The sequence below is a fragment of the Winogradskyella sp. genome (genome assembly GCF_965228925.1).
Classification (GTDB): Bacteria; Bacteroidota; Bacteroidia; order Flavobacteriales; family Flavobacteriaceae; genus Winogradskyella.
In genome coordinates this window covers 2,155,445-2,175,223 of sequence record NZ_OZ245845.1, presented here as the reverse complement: position 1 = coordinate 2,175,223, position 19,779 = coordinate 2,155,445, and the positions used below count along the sequence as shown (strand labels likewise).

General features: G+C 37.2%; 15 protein-coding genes. 5 read left to right on the top strand and 10 right to left on the bottom strand.

Going from position 1 to position 19,779, the window contains the following annotated elements; genetic code table 11:
- Positions 1-262 precede the first annotated feature (262 nt).
- From msrB to ACO052_RS08790, 5 genes are all read left to right on the top strand, one after another.
- A complete protein-coding gene (msrB, locus tag ACO052_RS08810; protein ID WP_422107644.1) occupies positions 263-715 on the top strand; it encodes a peptide-methionine (R)-S-oxide reductase MsrB in 453 nt (150 codons plus the stop codon).
- Positions 715-1,260: a peptide-methionine (S)-S-oxide reductase MsrA gene (msrA, locus tag ACO052_RS08805; protein WP_422107643.1), complete on the top strand. Its 546-nt coding sequence runs from the start codon at positions 715-717 to the stop codon at positions 1,258-1,260. Before msrB ends, msrA begins: the two co-directional genes overlap by 1 nt.
- A 64-nt stretch (positions 1,261-1,324) precedes the next feature.
- Positions 1,325-1,834, top strand: a complete 510-nt coding sequence (locus ACO052_RS08800) for a peptide-methionine (S)-S-oxide reductase (RefSeq protein WP_422107642.1) — start codon at positions 1,325-1,327, stop codon at positions 1,832-1,834.
- A gap of 17 nt (positions 1,835-1,851) precedes the next feature.
- Positions 1,852-2,808, top strand: a complete 957-nt coding sequence (locus ACO052_RS08795; protein ID WP_422107641.1) for an aldo/keto reductase — start codon at positions 1,852-1,854, stop codon at positions 2,806-2,808.
- A 6-nt stretch (positions 2,809-2,814) separates the two neighbouring features.
- Positions 2,815-3,060 (top strand): DUF7672 family protein, encoded by a 246-nt coding sequence (locus tag ACO052_RS08790; RefSeq protein ID WP_422107640.1) that lies wholly within the window; start codon positions 2,815-2,817, stop codon positions 3,058-3,060.
- Positions 3,061-3,087: 27 nt separating this feature from the next.
- On the opposite strand, the gene ACO052_RS08785 is transcribed toward ACO052_RS08790, so the two are convergent.
- The 10 genes from ACO052_RS08785 to ACO052_RS08740 form a co-directional block, all read right to left on the bottom strand.
- Positions 3,088-3,921 (bottom strand): DJ-1/PfpI family protein, encoded by an 834-nt coding sequence (locus tag ACO052_RS08785; protein WP_422107639.1) that lies wholly within the window; start codon positions 3,919-3,921, stop codon positions 3,088-3,090.
- Positions 3,922-4,017: 96 nt separating this feature from the next.
- Entirely contained in the window at positions 4,018-6,396 is a 2,379-nt protein-coding gene (locus ACO052_RS08780) for a TonB-dependent receptor (protein ID WP_422107638.1), read from the bottom strand.
- A gap of 161 nt (positions 6,397-6,557) precedes the next feature.
- On the bottom strand, positions 6,558-6,923 hold the full coding sequence (locus tag ACO052_RS08775; protein WP_422107637.1) for a hypothetical protein: 366 nt from the start codon (positions 6,921-6,923) through the stop codon (positions 6,558-6,560).
- Between the two features lie 84 nt (positions 6,924-7,007).
- Positions 7,008-8,426 (bottom strand): TolC family protein, encoded by a 1,419-nt coding sequence (locus ACO052_RS08770; RefSeq protein WP_422107636.1) that lies wholly within the window; start codon positions 8,424-8,426, stop codon positions 7,008-7,010.
- Positions 8,427-8,436: 10 nt separating this feature from the next.
- Positions 8,437-9,114 (bottom strand): ABC transporter ATP-binding protein, encoded by a 678-nt coding sequence (locus ACO052_RS08765; protein WP_422107635.1) that lies wholly within the window; start codon positions 9,112-9,114, stop codon positions 8,437-8,439.
- A 13-nt stretch (positions 9,115-9,127) separates the two neighbouring features.
- On the bottom strand, positions 9,128-9,871 hold the full coding sequence (locus tag ACO052_RS08760; protein ID WP_422107634.1) for a head GIN domain-containing protein: 744 nt from the start codon (positions 9,869-9,871) through the stop codon (positions 9,128-9,130).
- A 52-nt stretch (positions 9,872-9,923) separates the two neighbouring features.
- On the bottom strand, positions 9,924-12,278 hold the full coding sequence (locus ACO052_RS08755) for an ABC transporter permease (RefSeq protein WP_422107633.1): 2,355 nt from the start codon (positions 12,276-12,278) through the stop codon (positions 9,924-9,926).
- A gap of 170 nt (positions 12,279-12,448) precedes the next feature.
- Positions 12,449-14,869 carry an ABC transporter permease gene (locus ACO052_RS08750; RefSeq protein WP_422107632.1) on the bottom strand — a complete coding sequence of 807 codons (2,421 nt, stop codon included), beginning with the start codon at positions 14,867-14,869 and terminating at the stop codon, positions 12,449-12,451.
- A 30-nt stretch (positions 14,870-14,899) separates the two neighbouring features.
- Entirely contained in the window at positions 14,900-17,308 is a 2,409-nt protein-coding gene (locus ACO052_RS08745) for an ABC transporter permease (protein WP_422107631.1), read from the bottom strand.
- A 70-nt stretch (positions 17,309-17,378) separates the two neighbouring features.
- Positions 17,379-19,769, bottom strand: a complete 2,391-nt coding sequence (locus tag ACO052_RS08740; protein ID WP_422107630.1) for an FtsX-like permease family protein — start codon at positions 19,767-19,769, stop codon at positions 17,379-17,381.
- Positions 19,770-19,779 lie beyond the last annotated feature (10 nt).

Here is a 19,779-nt window from a genome sequence, read left to right as displayed (position 1 = left end):
TAAATAAGGGTTATAACTTGAGTAAAGGGTCATATCTAAAATCTGTCAACACGATTTGGCCCCTTATTTCTGTCTCTTTCAAATGTAGTAAAAATGTATTTTATTCATAACAGCTCAATTTCCACATATACGCTATTCAATTTCTATATATGAAATGTCTCCATAAACTGTGATGTGCCCGAAAGGAAATCTCAAATTCTTCGACTATCTTTACATCTTAAAAAGCTTATTTATTAACTAGAAAAGAAAGGACTCATAAGCTATGCTAACTTGGAAAGATGTTATTAATTTTTCCGTTAACGGAAACCCAACACCGGATCGACGCGTTGAAAAAACCGAAGCAGGATGGCATGCACAATTAACGCCAGAACAATTTAGAATTACAAGGCTAAAAGGGACGGAACGACCACACAGTGGTGAACTCTGTAGTATATATGACGCAGGCAAGTACAGCTGTGTATGTTGTGGTACGCCGCTGTTCGATTCGACGATTAAATTCAGTTCGGGTACAGGATGGCCAAGTTTTACGCAACCAATTAAGACTAACGCTATTAAATATGAAAGAGATACTTCATATGGTATGGTCCGCGTCGAGGTGATGTGTAATACTTGCGATGCCCATTTAGGGCACGTGTTTCCTGATGGGCCAGAACCCAGCGGATTGCGATACTGCATTAATTCTGAATCCATGACTTTAGAAAAGGAGATGGCCTAATGACGACTAAAAATATACAAATGGCTACCCTTGGTGGTGGATGCTTTTGGTGTACGGAAGCTGTTTTTCAGGAAGTAAAAGGTGTGGAACAAGTCGTTTCTGGATATTCTGGCGGCAATGTACCGGGCAAACCGACATATCGAGAAGTATGCTCAGGGTTAACAGGTCATGCCGAAGTGGTCCAAATCACTTTTGACGCCAACATCATTAGTTACGAAGATATCTTGGTTATTTTTATGACGACCCACGACCCTACGACCCTAAACAGGCAAGGCGCTGATCGTGGCACACAATACCGTTCGGTCATCTACTATCACAACGAGATCCAAAAGAAAATTGCTGAAGCCGTTATTAATGAACTCAGTAAGTATTTTGAGAATCCTATAGTTACTGAAGTCTCTGAAGCACAGACTTTTTATGACGCTGAACAGGAGCATCAGGATTATTATAGAAACAATCAACAACAAGGCTATTGTAGTTTTGTCATTACACCAAAACTGATGAAACTTCGCAAGCTTCATGCGGATAAACTCAAGAGTGCGTAATCATATTAACCCAAAGTAGTTTAAAAGCTGCTTTGGGTTGACTTAAACAAGAAGGTTGTATAACATGGCGCAACACACTAAAATAGCTTTGGGTGGCGGATGCCATTGGTGTACGGAAGCGGTTTTTCAGGCCTTAATTGGTGTTGAAAAGGTCGAACAGGGTTATGTGGCTTCAACGGGTGAGCATAACACATTTTCTGAGGCGGTTATTGTGCATTTTAATGCTGATGTCATTTCGCTAAACACTTTGATAGAGATTCATTTACATACGCATAACAGTACATCCGATCATACCATGCGAGCTAAATATCGTTCTGCGATCTACACCTATTCTGAAGAACAACTTGCTGAAGCAAAGCATCTTTTAGATGTATTTCAAAATGAATTTGAAGGGCAACTTATTACCAAAGTATACACATTTTCAGAATTTAAGGCCTCTCGAGAAGCCATTCAGAATTATTATCAAAAAAATCCTAAAAAACCATTTTGCGAACGCTTTATTAACCCTAAATTGGAGCTTTTGCTTAATCAATATTCTAATCATGTTAATAGGGACTTTATCATTTCAATATAACTGTAAAACCACACTAAATGCATCAAACTAGAATTGGTTTAGGTTTAGCGGCATTAGGCAGGCCGGATTATATCAACATTAGATCCACTACTAAAATTGATAAATCCGTCAATGCTTTTAAAACAAACGCATTTAGAGTATTAGACGAGGCCTATCATTTAGGTATTAGAGATTTTGATGTGGCTCCCTCCTATGGTTTGGGTGAACAATTTTTACTGGAATGGCAGCACAGCAGAGCACATAAAGATGTACATCTTTCCACAAAATTTGGTTATACCTATGTGGCTAATTGGGAAGTAGGTTTTAAAGGCAAACATGAAATTAAGGAACATTCCCTGGCAAAATTGAATGAACAGTGGGAAATTTCTAAAGCGTTCCTTCCCAACCTTAATATTTACCAAATCCATTCAGCGACATTAGATAGTGGTGTTCTGACCAATATGAAAGTTCTGTCAAGATTACATGAAATAAAGCAAGAACACGGCTTAAAAATTGGATTGAGTTCTAGCGGAACTCAGCAAGAAAACATCATTAGGGAATCACAAAAAGTGACCTTCGACGGTATTGGATTATTCGATAGCTACCAAGTGACCTATACTATTTTTGAACAGTCTACCTATACCATTTTAAAAGAACTAATAGCTGATAACAAAACTGTGATTATTAAGGAAGCACTGGCTAATGGTCGTGTTTTTGGAAATACCGATTTTAAAAATTACCAAACCGCTTATAATTATTTTGAAAGCCTTTCAACAAGATATGGTGTCGGCATTGATGCCATTGCCATGCGTTTTATCATGGATGATTTAGAACCTGAGCTCATCCTCAGCGGCGCTTCGAATATACAGCAGTTAAAACAAAATTTAAAAGTTTTGGATTTTGAACTGAATACCTCAGACATATCTCAATTAAAATCATTTACTACTTCACCCCAAGACTATTGGAACGAAAGAAGTAACTTAGTGTGGAATTGATTCCTTATGATGCGACTTTATATCATCGGCTTAACGATACTCATCATTGCTATTTTAGCAAATGGCTTAATTCTGAAGTTCGGTATGATCTCCTGGTATGACTTTATTTCCCTGTTGAGTAAAAGTGGTTCTAACGCCTTCTCCAAGTTATCTATTATTGATTATTTATGGCTGTTTATTGGCTACCCTCTTACATTAGGCTTTGGCTATTGGCTTGGTGAGAAGATTTATAGTCTTTTTAAAAAGGGTTAGTCATTATGACCAACCCTTTTATAAGGCTTATAATTCACTCATAATGTCATTAAAACCAGCTTCATACATGCTGGTCATAAATTCCAGAACTTCAGGCTTGGTTTTTTCAGGACTACCGCCTTCAATCGGTGGATAAGGATCATATTCCATATCTAACATCACGCCTTGTGCATAATCTTCACCAGCAATTTCCACCAACATCGCTAAGGCCATATCCATACCTGCAGTAACGCCGGCAGATGTCCAATACTTACCATCTCTTGTAAAACGTTCATTCGTAAATTCTGCTCCAAAAGACGCCAACATCTCCTCGGCCTTGAACCAATTCGTCGTTGCCTTTTTACCCTCTAACAAACCTGTGCTTCCCAAAATCCAACCCCCAGTACAGACGCTTGCCGTGTAGGTAGTGGTTTTATCGATAGACTTTATCCAATTCAGGATATTTTCATTTTTGGTCGCCTCAATGGTCCCTCTAAAGCCTCCTGGGATAACCAATATATCTAAACTATCCACTTGTGCTATAGTTGTATTAGGTACAAACTCTAATCCCATGACCGTTTTTACATGACCAGAGTCTACAGCAATGAGTTTTAAGTCCACACCCATGATTTGATTGAGTACATATTTTGGACCAAATACATCAAGACTGTTTACCCCATCGTACACCAATATACCAATCGTTTTTATGGTATTGGATTGAATATTAACCGATTTCATGATCTCATCATGACTCATAGCCAGAGTATCTGAATCGATCTGAATCGTTTTATCTGAAGTTTGTTCAGAACCGTCGTTTGCTTTTATGGTCTTATTACAAGACACACAAAGTATAATGCTAAAAATTAAAAGTATATATTTCATCTTTTCAAATTTATTTATTTACATAGATCCGATGTCATTCGCCATTAAACATATAAGCAAGTACTTTTTTTAGTTATTATGGCTCATTTCATCTGCTTAAAATTTTATGCGCAATGCGCCCCCAAAAGTTCTTGGAGCCGCTGTTCTTACACTTCGGCTACCGAAGCTCGTATCGGGATTTCCAAAGGCTAAATAGGTCTCATCTGTTAAATTTTGCACCCAAAATGATAAATTATAGTTTCCAAAATCGAGAGCAAATCTTGCATTTAACAAGGTATAATTTGGTTGTTCCAATGTGTTTTGCACATCTGTAAAATACGAACCAATATTACGAAACTCACCTCGCAGTGTTGCTTTAATGGCTTTTGAGATATTTGTTCCGTATTGCACTCCAAAAAATAAGGTATGACTTGGTGCATTAGCTAAACTATTTCCTGAAATAGGAACTATAACTGCTTCTCCCGAACCAAAATCTACACGCTCTAAATCAAAATCTTTGTACTCAGTGCTGGTAAAACCAACAGCAGCATCCAACTGTAATCCTTTGATAGGTAAATAAGAACTTTCAATCTCAAATCCTTTGGAAACTGCATCTCCAAGATTTTCTCTAGCGAAAGTAGAGGGCGCCACTAAATTGAAAAACTGAATGGCTGACCAATCAATATAAAATATAGAGGCACCAACACTTAAATGATTTGTCTTGGTATTCAACTTATAGCCAATTTCATAATTATTGGAATATTCTGGATCAAAGGTCTGATCAACACCATCTGGTAAGCGTTGTGCATTAATACCTCCTGCCCTGAATCCTCTCGTGTATGAGACATAAAGGTTTGAATCTTCTGTAAGCGCATAGCTTAAGGCTAATTTTGGAGACAAGGCATTATATTCGCCTTCTTCAGTTACGGGCGCAACATTTTCGTTAAGAGAAAGACCATCAAATATTAAATCGCCAAAGCCATTAAATGTGGCTTCTCTTTTTTCGTAATCGTAGCGCAAACCAGCAGTTAAGATTAGCTCTTTGGTAGCTTCATAGCTCAATTCCCCAAAAGCAGCCAGACCCGAATTTCTGCCTTTATTTTTAAAGATGGCATAAGTCGATGCATCCAATTCAAAGGCTAAATTCGTTGATGGCTCAAAGGCATCTTGTGTAAAACCGTACAGACCTGCAGTGTAGTTCCATTTTGAGTTCTCTCTCTTAGAATTGACCCTAAGCTCTTGACTCCAAACCTCTTGTGGCGGTAACTTTTCGCCAATTTCAGAATCATAAAATGAATGGTAAAAGCCTGGGAAGTCAATATCCCTGAACGATAAGCCAACACTTTGATATGTTGATATGGATGTTAAAATATAATCCGAAGCTTCATATTTTAGCGTAAGTGCCGTATTTACCACGCTTTGATCATGCTCACCTATGCGACTTAGGTAAATCTTGTCAGGATTCTCAAACGCTATAGTCTCATTTGGTTGCGACACGAAAAAGCCTGTAGCATCGGACCAATCCTTTTGTCCCTTTACATTTAATGTTGCCGAAAATCTATCGCTGACCAACCATTTTAAAAACAAATTACCATATAATTGTCTTTGATCGCCAACTGTTTCCCCATCCACTTCTGGATTTGGAATAGCCGCTAATGACGAATCATTCTCCCAATAACCATCTCTATTCTGGAATAAGCCATTGAACCCAAAGAACAGTTTGTCCTTGACCAGAGGTGTTTTTATTCCGAGACTATGACGGTGAAGGTTTAGGTTGCCAAAACCCATCCCTATATAGCCTTCCGTTTTGTTGGTGGGTTGTTTTGTGATGATATTGACCACACCTCCCATAGCATTTCTTCCAAAGAGTGTACCTTGAGGACCACGCAATACTTCTATGCGTTCAATATCTGTAAGCGCAAAATTGTTCGAAATAATATCGAGATTATTAACACCATCGATATAGGTAGCAACAGCAGGATTTTCACTAAACACCTGAATACCCCTTATGGATTGTATCTGCTGAAAACTCACTCCAGATTCCTGATATAAATAATTGGGTACCAATCCCGAAAGTCCAGATAAATCCCAAGTTCTGGTATCCTCAATTTTTTGAGAAGACAATGCACTGACCGAAATGGGCACATCCATTGCATTAGCTTCTTTTTTACTCGCCGTTAGTACCACTTCGTCTAATGACGTATCTTTTGACTTTAGTTTAAAGTCAAAGTCGTTTTCTGTTTCGGAAACTATAATATTCTGTAATTGAACTGCATATCCCAATGCAGAAATTCGCAGCGTATATCGTCCTTCTGCCAGATTTAAAGCATAGTTTCCTTTTGTATTCGTCGATGTTCCTATTTCTGAGTTAAGCACTGAAATATTAGCATCTCCTATGTAGTCTCCTTTGTCGTTGGTAACAGTTCCTTGTACTTTTATTTGAGCAGCACAAAAAGACGCACAAAATGAGACTATAATAAGTATATAGTTTTTCATTGTGTAGTTAAAATGGACACTGAACGCTTATTATGTTACAAGTAACCAACAAGGCATTCAGTACCAAATATTAATACTATTTAAGGTTAAAAATTGAAGTCTCTGTGATGTCAAAGACTTAACTTAAAAATCAATATTAATGCACGGCAAGTGCAAGTGCATTAAACCCTTGGAGGTTTTAGAAGTGAAGATTTATACAAATATTTGTAGTGTGAAGCATATAAAGGCAGGTCTCGTTTTGAGAATTGTTTTCTTGTAACAGTTTCTGCCCTACCTCTATCAATAAGTGCTATGGGATATTCTCTAAGATCTATGGTCGGAACCTTGTCTGTTTCAGTATTGGCGTCTTCAATCATTTTAGATAATTGACATTTACCATTACATTGTAACTTGGGCTTGTCCTTATTTATGCACAGAAACTCCGCAATAAAATCTTGATTGAGGTAAAACTCAATGACTGGAACCGCTGGTTTGACCATCGCCAATACATAAAGTATTGTGAAAAACAGTGCTAAGGCTCTTTTCATTTTAAATCTTAGATTACAAAAATAAACTCGAAAACTAAGACCTCAAATAAATATCTATTAAAGTTTGAAAGTTGAACCTCTAACTTAGTTTAAACCTCTATAATAATCCAGAACCTTTACACGCAATAAGTACTCGAACTTGGCATTTGCTAAATTAACTCTGGCATTGTCCAAATTGTTTTTACTCGTGACATAGTTTAAGAAGTTAGACACTCCATTGTTAAACCGAATTTCATTAATACGGTAGGATTCTTCATAGGCGTCAACTTGCTTTAATAGGCTTTGATAACGGTTGTAGGCTGCGTCCATATCAAAATGCACTTGGGCTATGGTGTTTTTTATATCTAGATGGGTACGTTCTAGCTCTAAAATAGATTCCTCTACCTGTATCTTCTGCAAAGCCACATTATTCTTTGCCCTAAAACCATTAAACAATGGAACGCTCACCGAAAGGCCAATCACAGTATTTAGGTTATTATCAAGTTGGTCTTCATAACTAATACTATTGGCATCAAAATTGGTTTGTTCGGTACGTACGGGTAAATCCTGCCCATCAACGGTGACAAAATCACCAGTATCGACAATTTCAGTACCTGCGGCTGTAAATAATTCTGCCGCACTCGAGTAGTTGGTATTAATACCGGCAAAAACTGATATTTCTGGTGTAAATTGAGATTTGGCGACACTAACCCCTTTTTTGGCAGCTTCTATGCGTGCTTCATTAGCTTGAAATGTTAACAAATTCTCTAAAGCTTCGGTATAGACCTCCTCCGCCGAAAGCCCATAAGTCTCGATATCTAGCATTAGATCTTCTGGATTAATAGTGACATTACCGGGTAAATTCAATAGTCTAACAAGGTTTTGCTGAGCATTATTAAGGTTAGATTCTGAAACTAAAATACTGGTTTCATCATTGGCAATTTGACCCAACAAATCAGCATAATCGGCAGGATTCCCAGATTCGTTATTATAAAAATCCTCCTGAATTTTAAGCTGTTTTTTGGTGGTCTCATAACGCTGTTTGGTCAAATCCAAAACCGCTTTGTTATTGAGAACTTGCAGATAGGTCAATGTTACATTCAACACTAAATCTTGCTTGGCGGCCTCAACCTCTAGCTCAGCAGCTTTTCTATTTAAACGATTTTGCTTGGCGGCGTTCAATAATCGAAATCCGTTGAAAATCGTCATATCGGCATTCAATCCCATATTGGAAAAGGTTAATTCCTGATTGATAAAATCGTTGGTAAATGGATCGATACTCCGTCCATCATTGACCCCCAAATTAAAACTGCCATTGATGCTGGGTAATAAATTTGCCTTGGATTGTTGATGGTTTACTTTTGCAGAGTTTGCTCTTAAATTGGCCGATTTTAAATCGAGATTATTCTCCAAGGCAATAGAAATACATTCCTCCAAAGAATAACTTTCTTGAGTTTGATTTTGAGCATACACTGCCCGACCCATCAAAAAAATGATGGCAAATACAATGTGACGATGTTTCATGATTTTGTTGTTATTCTGGTACTATTTTTCCGTCCAAAAGATTAATAATCCTAGAACCATATGAGGCGTTCTTTTCAGAGTGTGTGGCTTGAATAATCGTAACGCCTTCCTTATTCAACTGAGAGAACAGCTCCATAATCTCAGTGCTTTGTTTAGAATTAAGATTACCCGTTGGCTCGTCTGCCAAAATAAGCTTGGGTTCCCCAATGAGTGCTCTTGCTATGCCAACTAATTGTTGTTGTCCGCCACTTAACTGAATAGGAAAGAGGTCTTTCTTACCTACGATATTGAAGCGGTCTAGCATGTCCGCAACCAACCCTTTCCGCTCAGACGATTTTATATTTTTATACAATAAGGGTGTTTCAATATTTTCCCAGACGGTTAGCTCATCAATAAGATGATAGGCTTGGAATACGAAGCCGATATATTCTTTATACAGTTTGGACCTGTTTTTTTCTTTCATGGCATGAACTGGCTCTCCCAAAAAGGTATAACCACCACCTGTAAAGCTATCGAGCATTCCTATGCAATTGAGCAAGGTAGACTTGCCTGAACCTGATGGCCCCATAAGCGAAATAAACTCGCCTTCTTTAACTTGAAGATCAATATTATCTAGTAAGGTTACCTTGTTGCTACCCGAATTAACGGTTCTAGTGGCTTCGTTTAGACTTAACAATGTATGTGTCATTTCTCTTTATTTTTTAGTCGATTCTATTAATTTGTGTTTCGCCAAAGCTTAACCCTTGGTTGACTTCAGCGGTTCCTTTATAGTACAATTCGGCTTCTCCATAAGCCGTAAATTTGATACGGTCTGAGGCATTAACCCTAAATTCGGCTTCTCCATAAGCTTTTAACTTAGAGGTTTTATTATTCACCTCAAGAAGATTAACTTCACTTGCGCCGTAAGATGTGATATGCTGATGGCCTGTTTTACCTGTCTTTATCACTAAAAGGCCTTCTCCGAAAATATCAACGTCAAATTCCTGAAAATTCACCTCATTAAAAGTGACTTCACCGTCACCATACATTTTCAGCTTAAAATGCTCAACATCAATACGACTTTCACAAACGGTATTTTCCTCCCCACGTAAAGATAACTTGTCAATGTGCTTATAAGTGACTAGAATAGTCAACACCTTACCCTTGTAAACGGGCACCTTCATTTTCATACCATTCTTTACGACTTTTTTGTGTTTTGTGGTTGTCTTGGCATCATCGAGATAGACATGTAAAGTCCCGCCATTAACTTCTATATTGACTTCATCATCTGATAGAGTATTCTCCAAAATAGTAACAGAATCTTCATTACCTTGAACAAAGGTAGTCTCTATATGGGGGCTAATGATAACCTTATTAAAAGATTTTACCAATTCTTTGGTCTGTGCAAAAGTCATTTGACTTACCAAAATTATTCCTAGAATTATACTGTTTCTTAAATTTTTCATGATTGTATATGTTTTTGATACTGAAATCTGTTCAGCACAGGTTAATAATTGTTTATTCTGATCGTAATGCGTCTACCGGATTTGCAATGGCGGCCTTAATAGCCTGAAAACTCACGGTGACCATAGCTATAAGTATTGCAGATAGCCCTGCAACGACAAAAACTAGTGCACTAATTTCTATGCGATAGGCATAATCCTGAAGCCAATCTTGCATAAAATACCATGCCGTAGGAATAGCAATAACTATAGAAATGATGACGAGTTTTAAAAAGTCTTTCGACAATAATTTCACAATGCCAGAAACATTGGCCCCGAGAACTTTTCGAACACCGATCTCTTTTTTGCGCTGCTCTGCTGTGTAGGCCGCTAATCCAAAAAGACCTAAGCACGAAATTAAGATCGCAAGAATTGCGAAAATCCGGGAAAGTTCACCAATAAGTTGCTCACTTTTAAACTTGGCGTCAAAGGCTTCATCGACAAAAGTATATTCAAACGGATACGCTGGATTGTGTGTCTTCATTACAGCCTCAATATCAGCCAAGGCTTTGTTGATAGGCACTCCTGCTTTTGTTTTGATAAACATATGCCTTGCGTAATCTGGATAATGCAGGAATAGTACGGGATCACTTGATTCGTACATATTTCCATATACGTAATCCTTAACCACTCCAATAACCTTCATTTCTTCATTACCACGAATAATCGTATTCCCTAAAGGATCGATATCCCCCATCAATTTCGCCAAAGACTCTGAAATCATCACATTGGCACTATCCAACTCAACACTATTACTAAAGCCTCGTCCTTTTATGATTTCCATACCAGTAGTTTCAAAAAAACTCGGCGTTACATTTCTAAAGGATAATAAAACATCTTCGGTATCTCTGCCTCCTTTCCAGCGAAATCCAGAACCATTATCTCCTCCGGATAAGAGTTCGGAATTACATAGTGTCGCATTTTTTACCGAGCCCGTTCTCATTAATTCTTGTTGTACTAGGTTAAACCTTGGAATAAAATCTTCGTCTATTCGCATAGACAATAATTGATCCATGTCTAGGCCAAGTTCTCTATTCTTAGCATGTTGAATCTGTTGATATACCAAAATAGTGACAATTATAAAAACTATTGAAATCGTAAATTGCCCGACTACTAATCCTTTTCTAATCATGGTCGCAGAACCCTCTGTTACCTTTAATCCCTTTAAAACTTCGACAGGTTTAAAAGACGATAAATAAAATGCTGGATACAACCCTGCTAACAGTCCACAAAGTATAGCTATACTCAATAAGCCTAATGAATGTATAGGGTTTGTAAAATCTAATACCAGGTTCTTATCTATAATTAGGTTGAATTGCGGAAGTAGAATCGCCAAAAATAAAACACTAAGAAACGTGGCAGCCAAAGCTAAGACCAAAGCCTCTGACATAAATTGTGCCATTAAGCTAGACCTACTAGACCCCATAGCCTTTCTCACCCCGACTTCATTGGCCCTTTTTTCGCTACGTGCTGTAGACAAATTCATAAAATTAATGCAGGCAATCAATAAAATTATGAAAGCTATAATTGTAAACAATCGCACATAAGTGATACGACCTCCTACAATTTTACCACCTTCAAATTTTGATCTTAAATGCCAATCTTTAACTGAATGCAAAAATGCATAGGTATCACTGTCTTCTTCCTTTTGTTGAATAATTTGGCGCACTTTAGCATCTACAGAAGCAAAGTCTGCCCCTGGAGCCAATTCTACAAAGGTGTCAGAAAAATTATTACCGTAATAGGTCATCCAATCTTCCCCTTCTGCATAACGCTCAAAAGGTGCTACCCAATCGAACTTAAAGGTTATATTTTTAGGTAAATTCTCAATAACCCCTGTGACTAAATAATTGTCCTTATCACTCACCCTAACCACCTTTCCAAGTGCCTTTTCTCCCTGGCCAAAAAGTTGCTCTGCAAGGTCTTGGGTCAAGACAATGGCTTCTGGATTATTGAACGCTTCAGCCCTATTTCCCTCTATAAAATGTAAATCGAAAATTTCGAGGAAGTCAGCATCAGCATAACGGCCTCTTTTGGTTATGGCGTTATCACCGACGGTAAACAAGCATTCTTGTTGACTAGAGCGTGTCGATCTTACAATTCCAGGAATTTCATTCTTCATATCCTGAGCTAAGGGGCCCGGTGTAGAATAAAACGTTCGCCATTCGCCTTCGTATTGTTGATTAGTTGGAACATAATAAACTAAATCTTGCTTGCTAAAATTGGTATTAAAACTCATCTCATCCTCCACCCAAAGAAAAATGAGACTTGCACAAGTCATACCAATAGCTAATCCAAAAATATTGAGAAAGCTATAGCCTTTGTTTTTCAATAATGTTCGCAATGCTATTTTAATATAATTTAAAATCATGTTCGTTTGTTTAGTTGACGATTTAATTTATCTCTACTAAACTATAGTGAAGATAATGCCAAAAACACAACTAACTAAATATCAACGAATTAAAATAAAAGCTCAAAATAAAAGTGTTCGGTTTTGATACACCTTTTGTTCAAAACCGAACACCTCAATGTGTAACTACTTTATTCTGACCTTAAGGAGTTGACAGGGTTTGCAATTGCAGATCGTATGGATTGATATCCGATGGTAAGTATAGCAATAGTGAGGGCACAACAACCTGCGAGTGTAAAAATCCACCAGCCTAAATTGATTTTATAGGAAAAGCGTTCCAACCAATTAGACATCAATAGATAGGCCAAAGGAATAGCAATGATAATGGCAATGAAGACTAATTTTAAAAAACTGGTTGTAATGAGCTTAACGATACTCGCTACACTAGCTCCTAGGACCTTTCGTATGCCTATCTCCTTAATCCGCTGCGAGGTTGTAAAGGCGACGATGCCCATCAGCCCTAAACAGGCAATTATAATTGACAAAATTGAAAAGTAATTGAATAACGCACTTACCCGTGCTTCTTTTTTATACAGTTTTTCAAAGGCATCATCTAAGAAAAAATATTCAAATGGTCTGTTTGGTGACATATTTTGAACTTCCGATTCGGTAGCCTGCAGCGTTCGTTCCACATCCGTTCCTGTAAATTTGATAATAATATTATCCGTAAAGTATGTGGCACTTGCCAAAGTTAAGATTAGAGGTTCTACCGTTTTATGTAAAGACTGAAGGTGAAAATCCTTGACAATTCCAATAAGTTTGCCCTTTTTGGGTAGTCTAGAACCTATTTGAGACATTTCAATGACGACCTCGGTTTGATCCTTGATACCATACAGATTGGCTGCCGTTTCATTCATTATAAACGCTGTAGAATCCGTTCTAAACCCTCTTGAAAACCCACGACCTTTCGACATAACCATATCCATAGTTGGAATAAAATCCTCATCGACCAATAAGGTATAAGCATTGGCTTTTATGTCCCTGCCACTATGGGTTATAACTGTTTCAAAATCATAATACCCCTTGGACCATGGAAAATTTGAGATGGCAGAAACACTCTGGATCGAACTCACCTGTTCTAATTTATTCTTTAAGACACTAAAATTTTTCTGAATATTTTCATCACGCACAGGTAATACCACAACCTGCTCTTTACCCAAGCCTAAATTTTTATTCTTAATGTAGCTCATCTGGGATTGCATAACAATGGTTGCGACGATCAATATCACAGCGATTGCAAATTGAAATGTCACCAGCACAGATTGTAATGACACTGAAGTTCTTTTCTTTTTAAAAAGTTTGTTTCCCAGCCCATTGAGTGTCATATTGACATTAAAACGGGATATAAATACAGTGGGTACCACAGAAATTAGTAGGCTTAAAATGATGAGTAGCGTCAAAATAATTAACCAAACTACAATGGTCTCCGCATTGAATAATTCTAATTGGGTCTCCATTAAAGTATTAAATGATGGCAAAAACATAAAGACCCATCCTAAGGCCAGAATAAACGACAACACTAAATATACCAAGCTCTCTACTAAAGTTTGTTTCCAAATACTCAAACTCGATGCTCCTAACACTCTTTTTATACCAACTTCCTTTAATCGCAATACGATTCTGGCTAAAAAAAGATTAATAAAATTAAATGTTGCAATAAGCAATATGACGATACCGGCAGCAATAAAGGTGTAGAGAATTTTTTTATCAATAGTTGAGTGCATTTCATTTTCTAATTTTGAGAAATGCACATTTTCTAGAGGTAAGAGTTCGTGTGAACGTGTCTTTTGGATATGTTCGGGCAGAAATTCTTTATCAAAATCGCCCAGTCTTTTATTAAGGTTTGTCAATCCAGTATCGGAGGAAAGTTTTACAAAGGTATAGACTTGTGGATAGTACCATGTTTTCCCAAGATCTGCTATCCAAGGACCGAAAGTTTCTTTTGTAACACCCATAGGTGCAATCATCTCAAATTGAATACTAGACTGTGAAGGTAACTCTGAAAAAACTCCAGAAATGGTTAATAAGACATTTTGTTCTAGAGTCAGGGTTTCACCCAGTACATCAGATCTTCCAAAGTACTTTTTCGCAATTTTTTCTGAAATTATAATGCTCCTTGGTTCTGAAAGTGCCGTAGCGCTATTACCGAATTTTAAGGGAATAGAAAAGACATCAAAAAAAGTAGAATCCACATAAAAAAACTGTTCCTCCTGCAATATAACACCCTTAGATTTGTTAGCTACACTAACACTTTGTTGTAACATACGCACTGACTTATCTACTTCGGAAATTTGAGACGCTATCAACGGTGCATAAGGCAGATACGAATGTGCAAAATTCCGAACGGCATTCTCTGAAGTCTCAGTCGTAGTAATACGGTAAATGTTTTCTGAATGTGCATGATACTTGTCGTACTTAAATTCATTATCAACAAATAGGAATATCACAAAGCAGCAAGCGATTCCCACCGAAAGTCCAAAAAGATTAATTATCGAATTCAACCGATACTTTAGCAGTTGTCGATACACTTGCTTTAAATAATTTCTGATCATAATTATTCGGTTTTTGATTAATGTAATGCTCTATTCTGACCGCAAAGCCGCAATGGGATTCGTTATCGCCATTTTAATGGATTGATAGCTACATGTTATCACAGCAATTATTAAGGTTAAAACTCCTCCTAGGAGGAACATATCAATGGATAAGGCAATTCTATAGGTAAAGTCCTGCAACCATAAATTAAGTGCGTAATAGGTTAATGGCGCCGCAATAAGAAACGCAATTACAATTAATACGACAAATTCTTTAGATAACAGTGTAGCAATTTGAAGCGCATTAGAACCTAAAACTTTACGAATGGCCATTTCCTTGGATTTGGCTAATAAAATAAATGCCATTAAGCCAAAAAGCCCTAAGCATCCTATACTTATAGCTAAAATGGCAAGGATAGAGAATCCATTATAAATGAGTCGCTCTACAACGTATTCACGTTCTATTGCATCATCTAGAAAACTATAATCATAAACTGAGGATGTAAAACTATGCTTCCAAATCGAGGCAATACCGCTCAATGTTGATGCTTCCGTTTCCTTTATTTTTATGAAGGCACTATTCTGTAGTATATTCCAGTTCACAATAATGCAGGGTGTAATATCATATTGCAAGGCATTATTGTGGTAATCTTTAACGACCCCAACTATAGTGGCTTCCCCCTCGTTTATGGCTAATCGCTTTCCTATGGCTTCCTCAGGTGTCCAATTATAGGATTTTAAAAGTGTTTCGTTAACTATAAATTGGTCAAATTTGTCTTTAGTTGTCGTAAAGTTTTTCCCTGCTAGTAATTCCAGGTCATAAAAATCGAGATAATGGGCATCCCCCACTTTTATTTCAGAATAGATGCCCTCTTGAGCCGCCTTATTCGGTAAACGAAACGAGGTGCCTAAAGACAGACCATCTATTCCCATTGGCGGGCCCGAACCAAAAGATACGTCAACAATATCGCTACGACTCAGCAGTGCGTTTTTAAAGACCTCTGTTTTATCAAATTCAGGCGCAGGTGTAATTACCACAGCATCTGTTGTAAAGCCTATATCTTTAGTTTTAAAAAAACGCATCTGAAGTGTTATCACGACCACAGCAATAACAAAAACTTGAACAATAACAAATTGAAACGTTATAAGTACCTTTCGGAGCATTAATCCTTTGGAATTCCTTGCCGTAATCTTATTCTTTAGAGCTTCCACAGGATTAAATGATGACAGCACCACGGCCGGATAAATGGTTGCCAATAAAATAGTGGCGATACTGATCCCAAGAATTAAATAGAAATGTGACCAATCTAACTTTAAATCCAAATTAATAATAGACAGGCTTTTATTCAATTCTTCAACAGACAGGTAGGTCGCAAGAATAGTAAAGCCGAGGGCTAAAAGTATAAGTAGACTATTTTCAACCATAAATCTAAAGATTAAACCCAACCTGTTACTCCCTAATACTTTTAATACACCTACTTCCTTCGACCTTAGTGTAGACTGTGCCGTAACTAGGTTTATAAAGTTTATAATAGCTATGAGAAGAATAAAAATGGCGACAATTGATGCTACTGAAATCACTTTAGTCGGCATTATGTAACCGCCAGGACTGCTGCCATATGTTGTATCGGTATGAATTTCACTAACAGGCTGTAAGACATAGGTCGTCAAAGCATCTTCTTTAGGGCTCAAATATTTTTTCTTCCAAAGTGCTATTTTCGATTCTAGATCCTTTTTCTGACTTTTGTTGTTTAAAACCACGAAGGTCGTACCTTGATGATTCCCTGACCAGTCTTTTGCATGACGTTCATTGTTACTTTTAAAAATCTCATAAGGAAGTAATACCTCAAATTTATAATTGCTATTTCCCGGCTGATCTTTGACTACACCTTTAACTAGTAAGGGTATATCGTTACTGAGTAAAACTTGCCTATCAATTAGAGCATTATAGTCTTGACCTTGTATTTTAAAGTATTTTTTGGCCACCGTTTCAGTAAGAATAACGGCATTTGCATCGCTAAAAGCACCGTATTTATCTCCTGCGAGCCAGTCGATATTATCAAAAATTTGCGTGTAAAATGCATCGACAAAAAGAACATTTGGCTCTTCATACAAAGTGGTTGCTCCTTGATTATTTTTAACACCAAATGTTCTAGTGGTTAAACCCACAACCTGTGTTACGGCATTCAACTCTGATAAATCATTTCTGAGGGCTTCAGCAAGAGGGTAAGGTGTCGTATTAAAGTAGAATGTTTCTTCAGGAAATGCTTTGTGTTGTACTACTCTATAGGTCAATTCTGATTTAGAATGATTTTTATCAAAGCTTAATTCGTATTTAACAAACAATAGAATGATAAGACAAGAGGTTAATCCAATAGCCAGACCTATAATATTTATTGAAGACGTTAGCTTGTTTTTAAAGATGTTCCTCCAAGCTATTTTTAAATGATTGTTAATCATAATTGTCGGTTTTTGATACTGAAACTCCTATCTGCCGACAGACAGAAATTCAGCACAGGTTGATGACTTTCTATTCCGATCGTAATGCGCTTATTGGGGTGGCAATAGCTGCCTTAATTGCCTGATAACCCACGGCAAATAGGGCTATAGCTAATGCCAAGACACCAGCAATTAAAAATACGGTCCAACTCACATGAATTCTGTAAGCAAAATTCTGTAGCCAATTGTTCATGGCATATAAGGCCAATGGAAAACTAATAACAAAGGAAATAAGAACCAACTTCAGAAAATCATGGGATAATAACCGTACTATTTTTGAAACACTTGCGCCAAACACTTTACGAATACCTATTTCCTTTTGGCGCTGCTCTGCCATAAAAGCGGCCAGAGCAAACAATCCAAGACAGGCAACCACAATGGCCAAGACTGAAAATAATAAACTGACATTAGCCATTTGTTGCTCCTTTTTGTATAAGGTCTCCAATTTTTTATCAAGGAATGTGTATTCAAATGCGGAATTGGGTGCTATTGTATTGAACGTACTTTCAAAAGTAGAAAGGGTCCCTTTGAGCTTTTCATTCGTAAATCTAACTAATAAATAGTTGTAAGACCTTGTACCAGATACGGTATAAAATGCATATGCTCCTATGGGTTTATGTAGTGATGTAAAATTAAAATCGCTTACAACACCTCTGATATAAGCTTCTCTACCAAATCCCTCAACATTAATTTTCCTTCCTATAGCTTCTTCGGGCGAAAACCCTAAAAAATCTATAGCTGTTTTGTTAATTACAACATCGATTAAGGTATCACCGACTAGCTTATTTTTTGGTAATGGTCGACCCGCCAACAGTTTTAATTGCAATGCATCTGTAATATCATGTTCTGACATGTTAGTACTAATACTCATTCCCTCATCACTGTTAGGTTTAAAGATACTATTGACACTAACCTCTAAGCTAGGATAACCTTGGGCTCTGGTAACTGCAGAAACATTGGGCAGCTTCTCAAACGCATTGACCAGTGCACTATTTGTACCTGCATTAGGTACACCCGATGTTGATATGGCAATAACATTTTCGGGATTAAAGCCCAAATCTTTGTTTTGCATGAATTGCAGCTGCTCATAAATAACCAATACAGCAATAATAAGGACTACTGATGCCGAAAACTGGACTACGACCAGACTTTTACGAATACCCGTAACTGTGGCCCTTTTATTTGCTGATGGCTTCATGGCCTCCTGTGGAGAAAAACGTGATAAGTATAACGCAGGGTAAGAGCCTGATATAATCGTAGTCAATAACCAAATGACTGCTAGAAACAATAAAATATTAAAAGAGAAAAGTGATGTAACACTTAACTCCCTATCAATAATATCATTACACATAGGTAACACTACAATAGCAAGTAAAGTACCTAAGACCATAGCAATAGCTGTGATAAGTCCTGTTTCGATATAAAACCTAAAAATAAGTTGTCTATTAGAGGCTCCTAAGGTTTTATTGACTCCGACATCTTTTGCGCGTTTTTGTGAGCGTGCCGTCATTAAATTCATGTAATTAATGCAAGCAATAATCAATATCAAAACGGCTAATACTGTAAGATTCTTTATCTGATTAATATCACCATTATTATCTATATAACTACTAGAAATAGAAGATGAATACAAATGAACGCGTTCTAAAGGCTGAAGTGAAAAGCGATACCATTGGTCTTCTTTCTTAACATTAGTATTTAAAATATCCTGGATTTGGTTTTCAACATTGGTAATATTAGGCTTATCCGTATTAAACTTTACAAACGTTTCAAAACTGGCATTGCCCCATGTGGGTTGTTGTGCCCATCTCTGCATTAAAAAAGGGACTACAGCATTGAAGTTAAACGAACTGTTTTCTGGAAAATCTTTAAAGATACCTTTAACTTCAAACGTATTTCTATTGTCTACGGATAGGGTCTTCCCTAATGGATTTTCTTCACCAAAATAACGTTTGGCCGTACTCTCGGAAAGCAATATGTTGTTTGGATGCTTAAGTGCCTCTGAGCCTATACCCTTTATGGCTTCTATATTAAGCATTTCTATCAGTGAAGCCTCTGCCCAAAAAAGCCTATCTTCAGAAAAGACAGCATTATCTGTTTTTATAAATGCCTTCTCTCCATAATCATGCCTAAACAATCTGCCAGATTTTTCAATATCTGGAATATGATTCGTAAGTTCTGGACTAAGTGCTGAAGGTACATTCGCCCATGTTTCCAAACCTTCTTCGGTTGTATGCAATATCACCCTGTAAATCCGGTCTTTATTGGCATACATACTATCAAAACTACGCTCATGTAATATAAACAAAAAAAGTATCAAAGTCGTTGCTAAGCCAACAGACAGTCCAAAAATATTAACTGCTGAAAACAAGCGATTTGTCATTAGACTTCTTACAGCGATTTTTATATAACTTTTTAGCATAGTGCTTCAC

Excerpts from the sequence above, each read along its gene's own strand:
- msrB (WP_422107644.1), top strand. The coding sequence starts at position 263 with ATGCTAACTTGGAAAGATGTTATTAATTTTTCCGTTAACGGAAACCCA.
- msrA (WP_422107643.1), top strand. The coding sequence starts at position 715 with ATGACGACTAAAAATATACAAATGGCTACCCTTGGTGGTGGATGCTTT.
- ACO052_RS08800 (WP_422107642.1), top strand. The coding sequence starts at position 1,325 with ATGGCGCAACACACTAAAATAGCTTTGGGTGGCGGATGCCATTGGTGT.
- ACO052_RS08795 (WP_422107641.1), top strand. The coding sequence starts at position 1,852 with ATGCATCAAACTAGAATTGGTTTAGGTTTAGCGGCATTAGGCAGGCCG.
- ACO052_RS08790 (WP_422107640.1), top strand. The coding sequence starts at position 2,815 with ATGATGCGACTTTATATCATCGGCTTAACGATACTCATCATTGCTATT.
- ACO052_RS08785 (WP_422107639.1), bottom strand. The coding sequence starts at position 3,921 with ATGAAATATATACTTTTAATTTTTAGCATTATACTTTGTGTGTCTTGT.
- ACO052_RS08780 (WP_422107638.1), bottom strand. The coding sequence starts at position 6,396 with ATGAAAAACTATATACTTATTATAGTCTCATTTTGTGCGTCTTTTTGT.
- ACO052_RS08775 (WP_422107637.1), bottom strand. The coding sequence starts at position 6,923 with ATGAAAAGAGCCTTAGCACTGTTTTTCACAATACTTTATGTATTGGCG.
- ACO052_RS08770 (WP_422107636.1), bottom strand. The coding sequence starts at position 8,426 with ATGAAACATCGTCACATTGTATTTGCCATCATTTTTTTGATGGGTCGG.
- ACO052_RS08765 (WP_422107635.1), bottom strand. The coding sequence starts at position 9,114 with ATGACACATACATTGTTAAGTCTAAACGAAGCCACTAGAACCGTTAAT.
- ACO052_RS08760 (WP_422107634.1), bottom strand. The coding sequence starts at position 9,871 with ATGAAAAATTTAAGAAACAGTATAATTCTAGGAATAATTTTGGTAAGT.
- ACO052_RS08755 (WP_422107633.1), bottom strand. The coding sequence starts at position 12,278 with ATGATTTTAAATTATATTAAAATAGCATTGCGAACATTATTGAAAAAC.
- ACO052_RS08750 (WP_422107632.1), bottom strand. The coding sequence starts at position 14,869 with ATGATCAGAAATTATTTAAAGCAAGTGTATCGACAACTGCTAAAGTAT.
- ACO052_RS08745 (WP_422107631.1), bottom strand. The coding sequence starts at position 17,308 with ATGATTAACAATCATTTAAAAATAGCTTGGAGGAACATCTTTAAAAAC.
- ACO052_RS08740 (WP_422107630.1), bottom strand. The coding sequence starts at position 19,769 with ATGCTAAAAAGTTATATAAAAATCGCTGTAAGAAGTCTAATGACAAAT.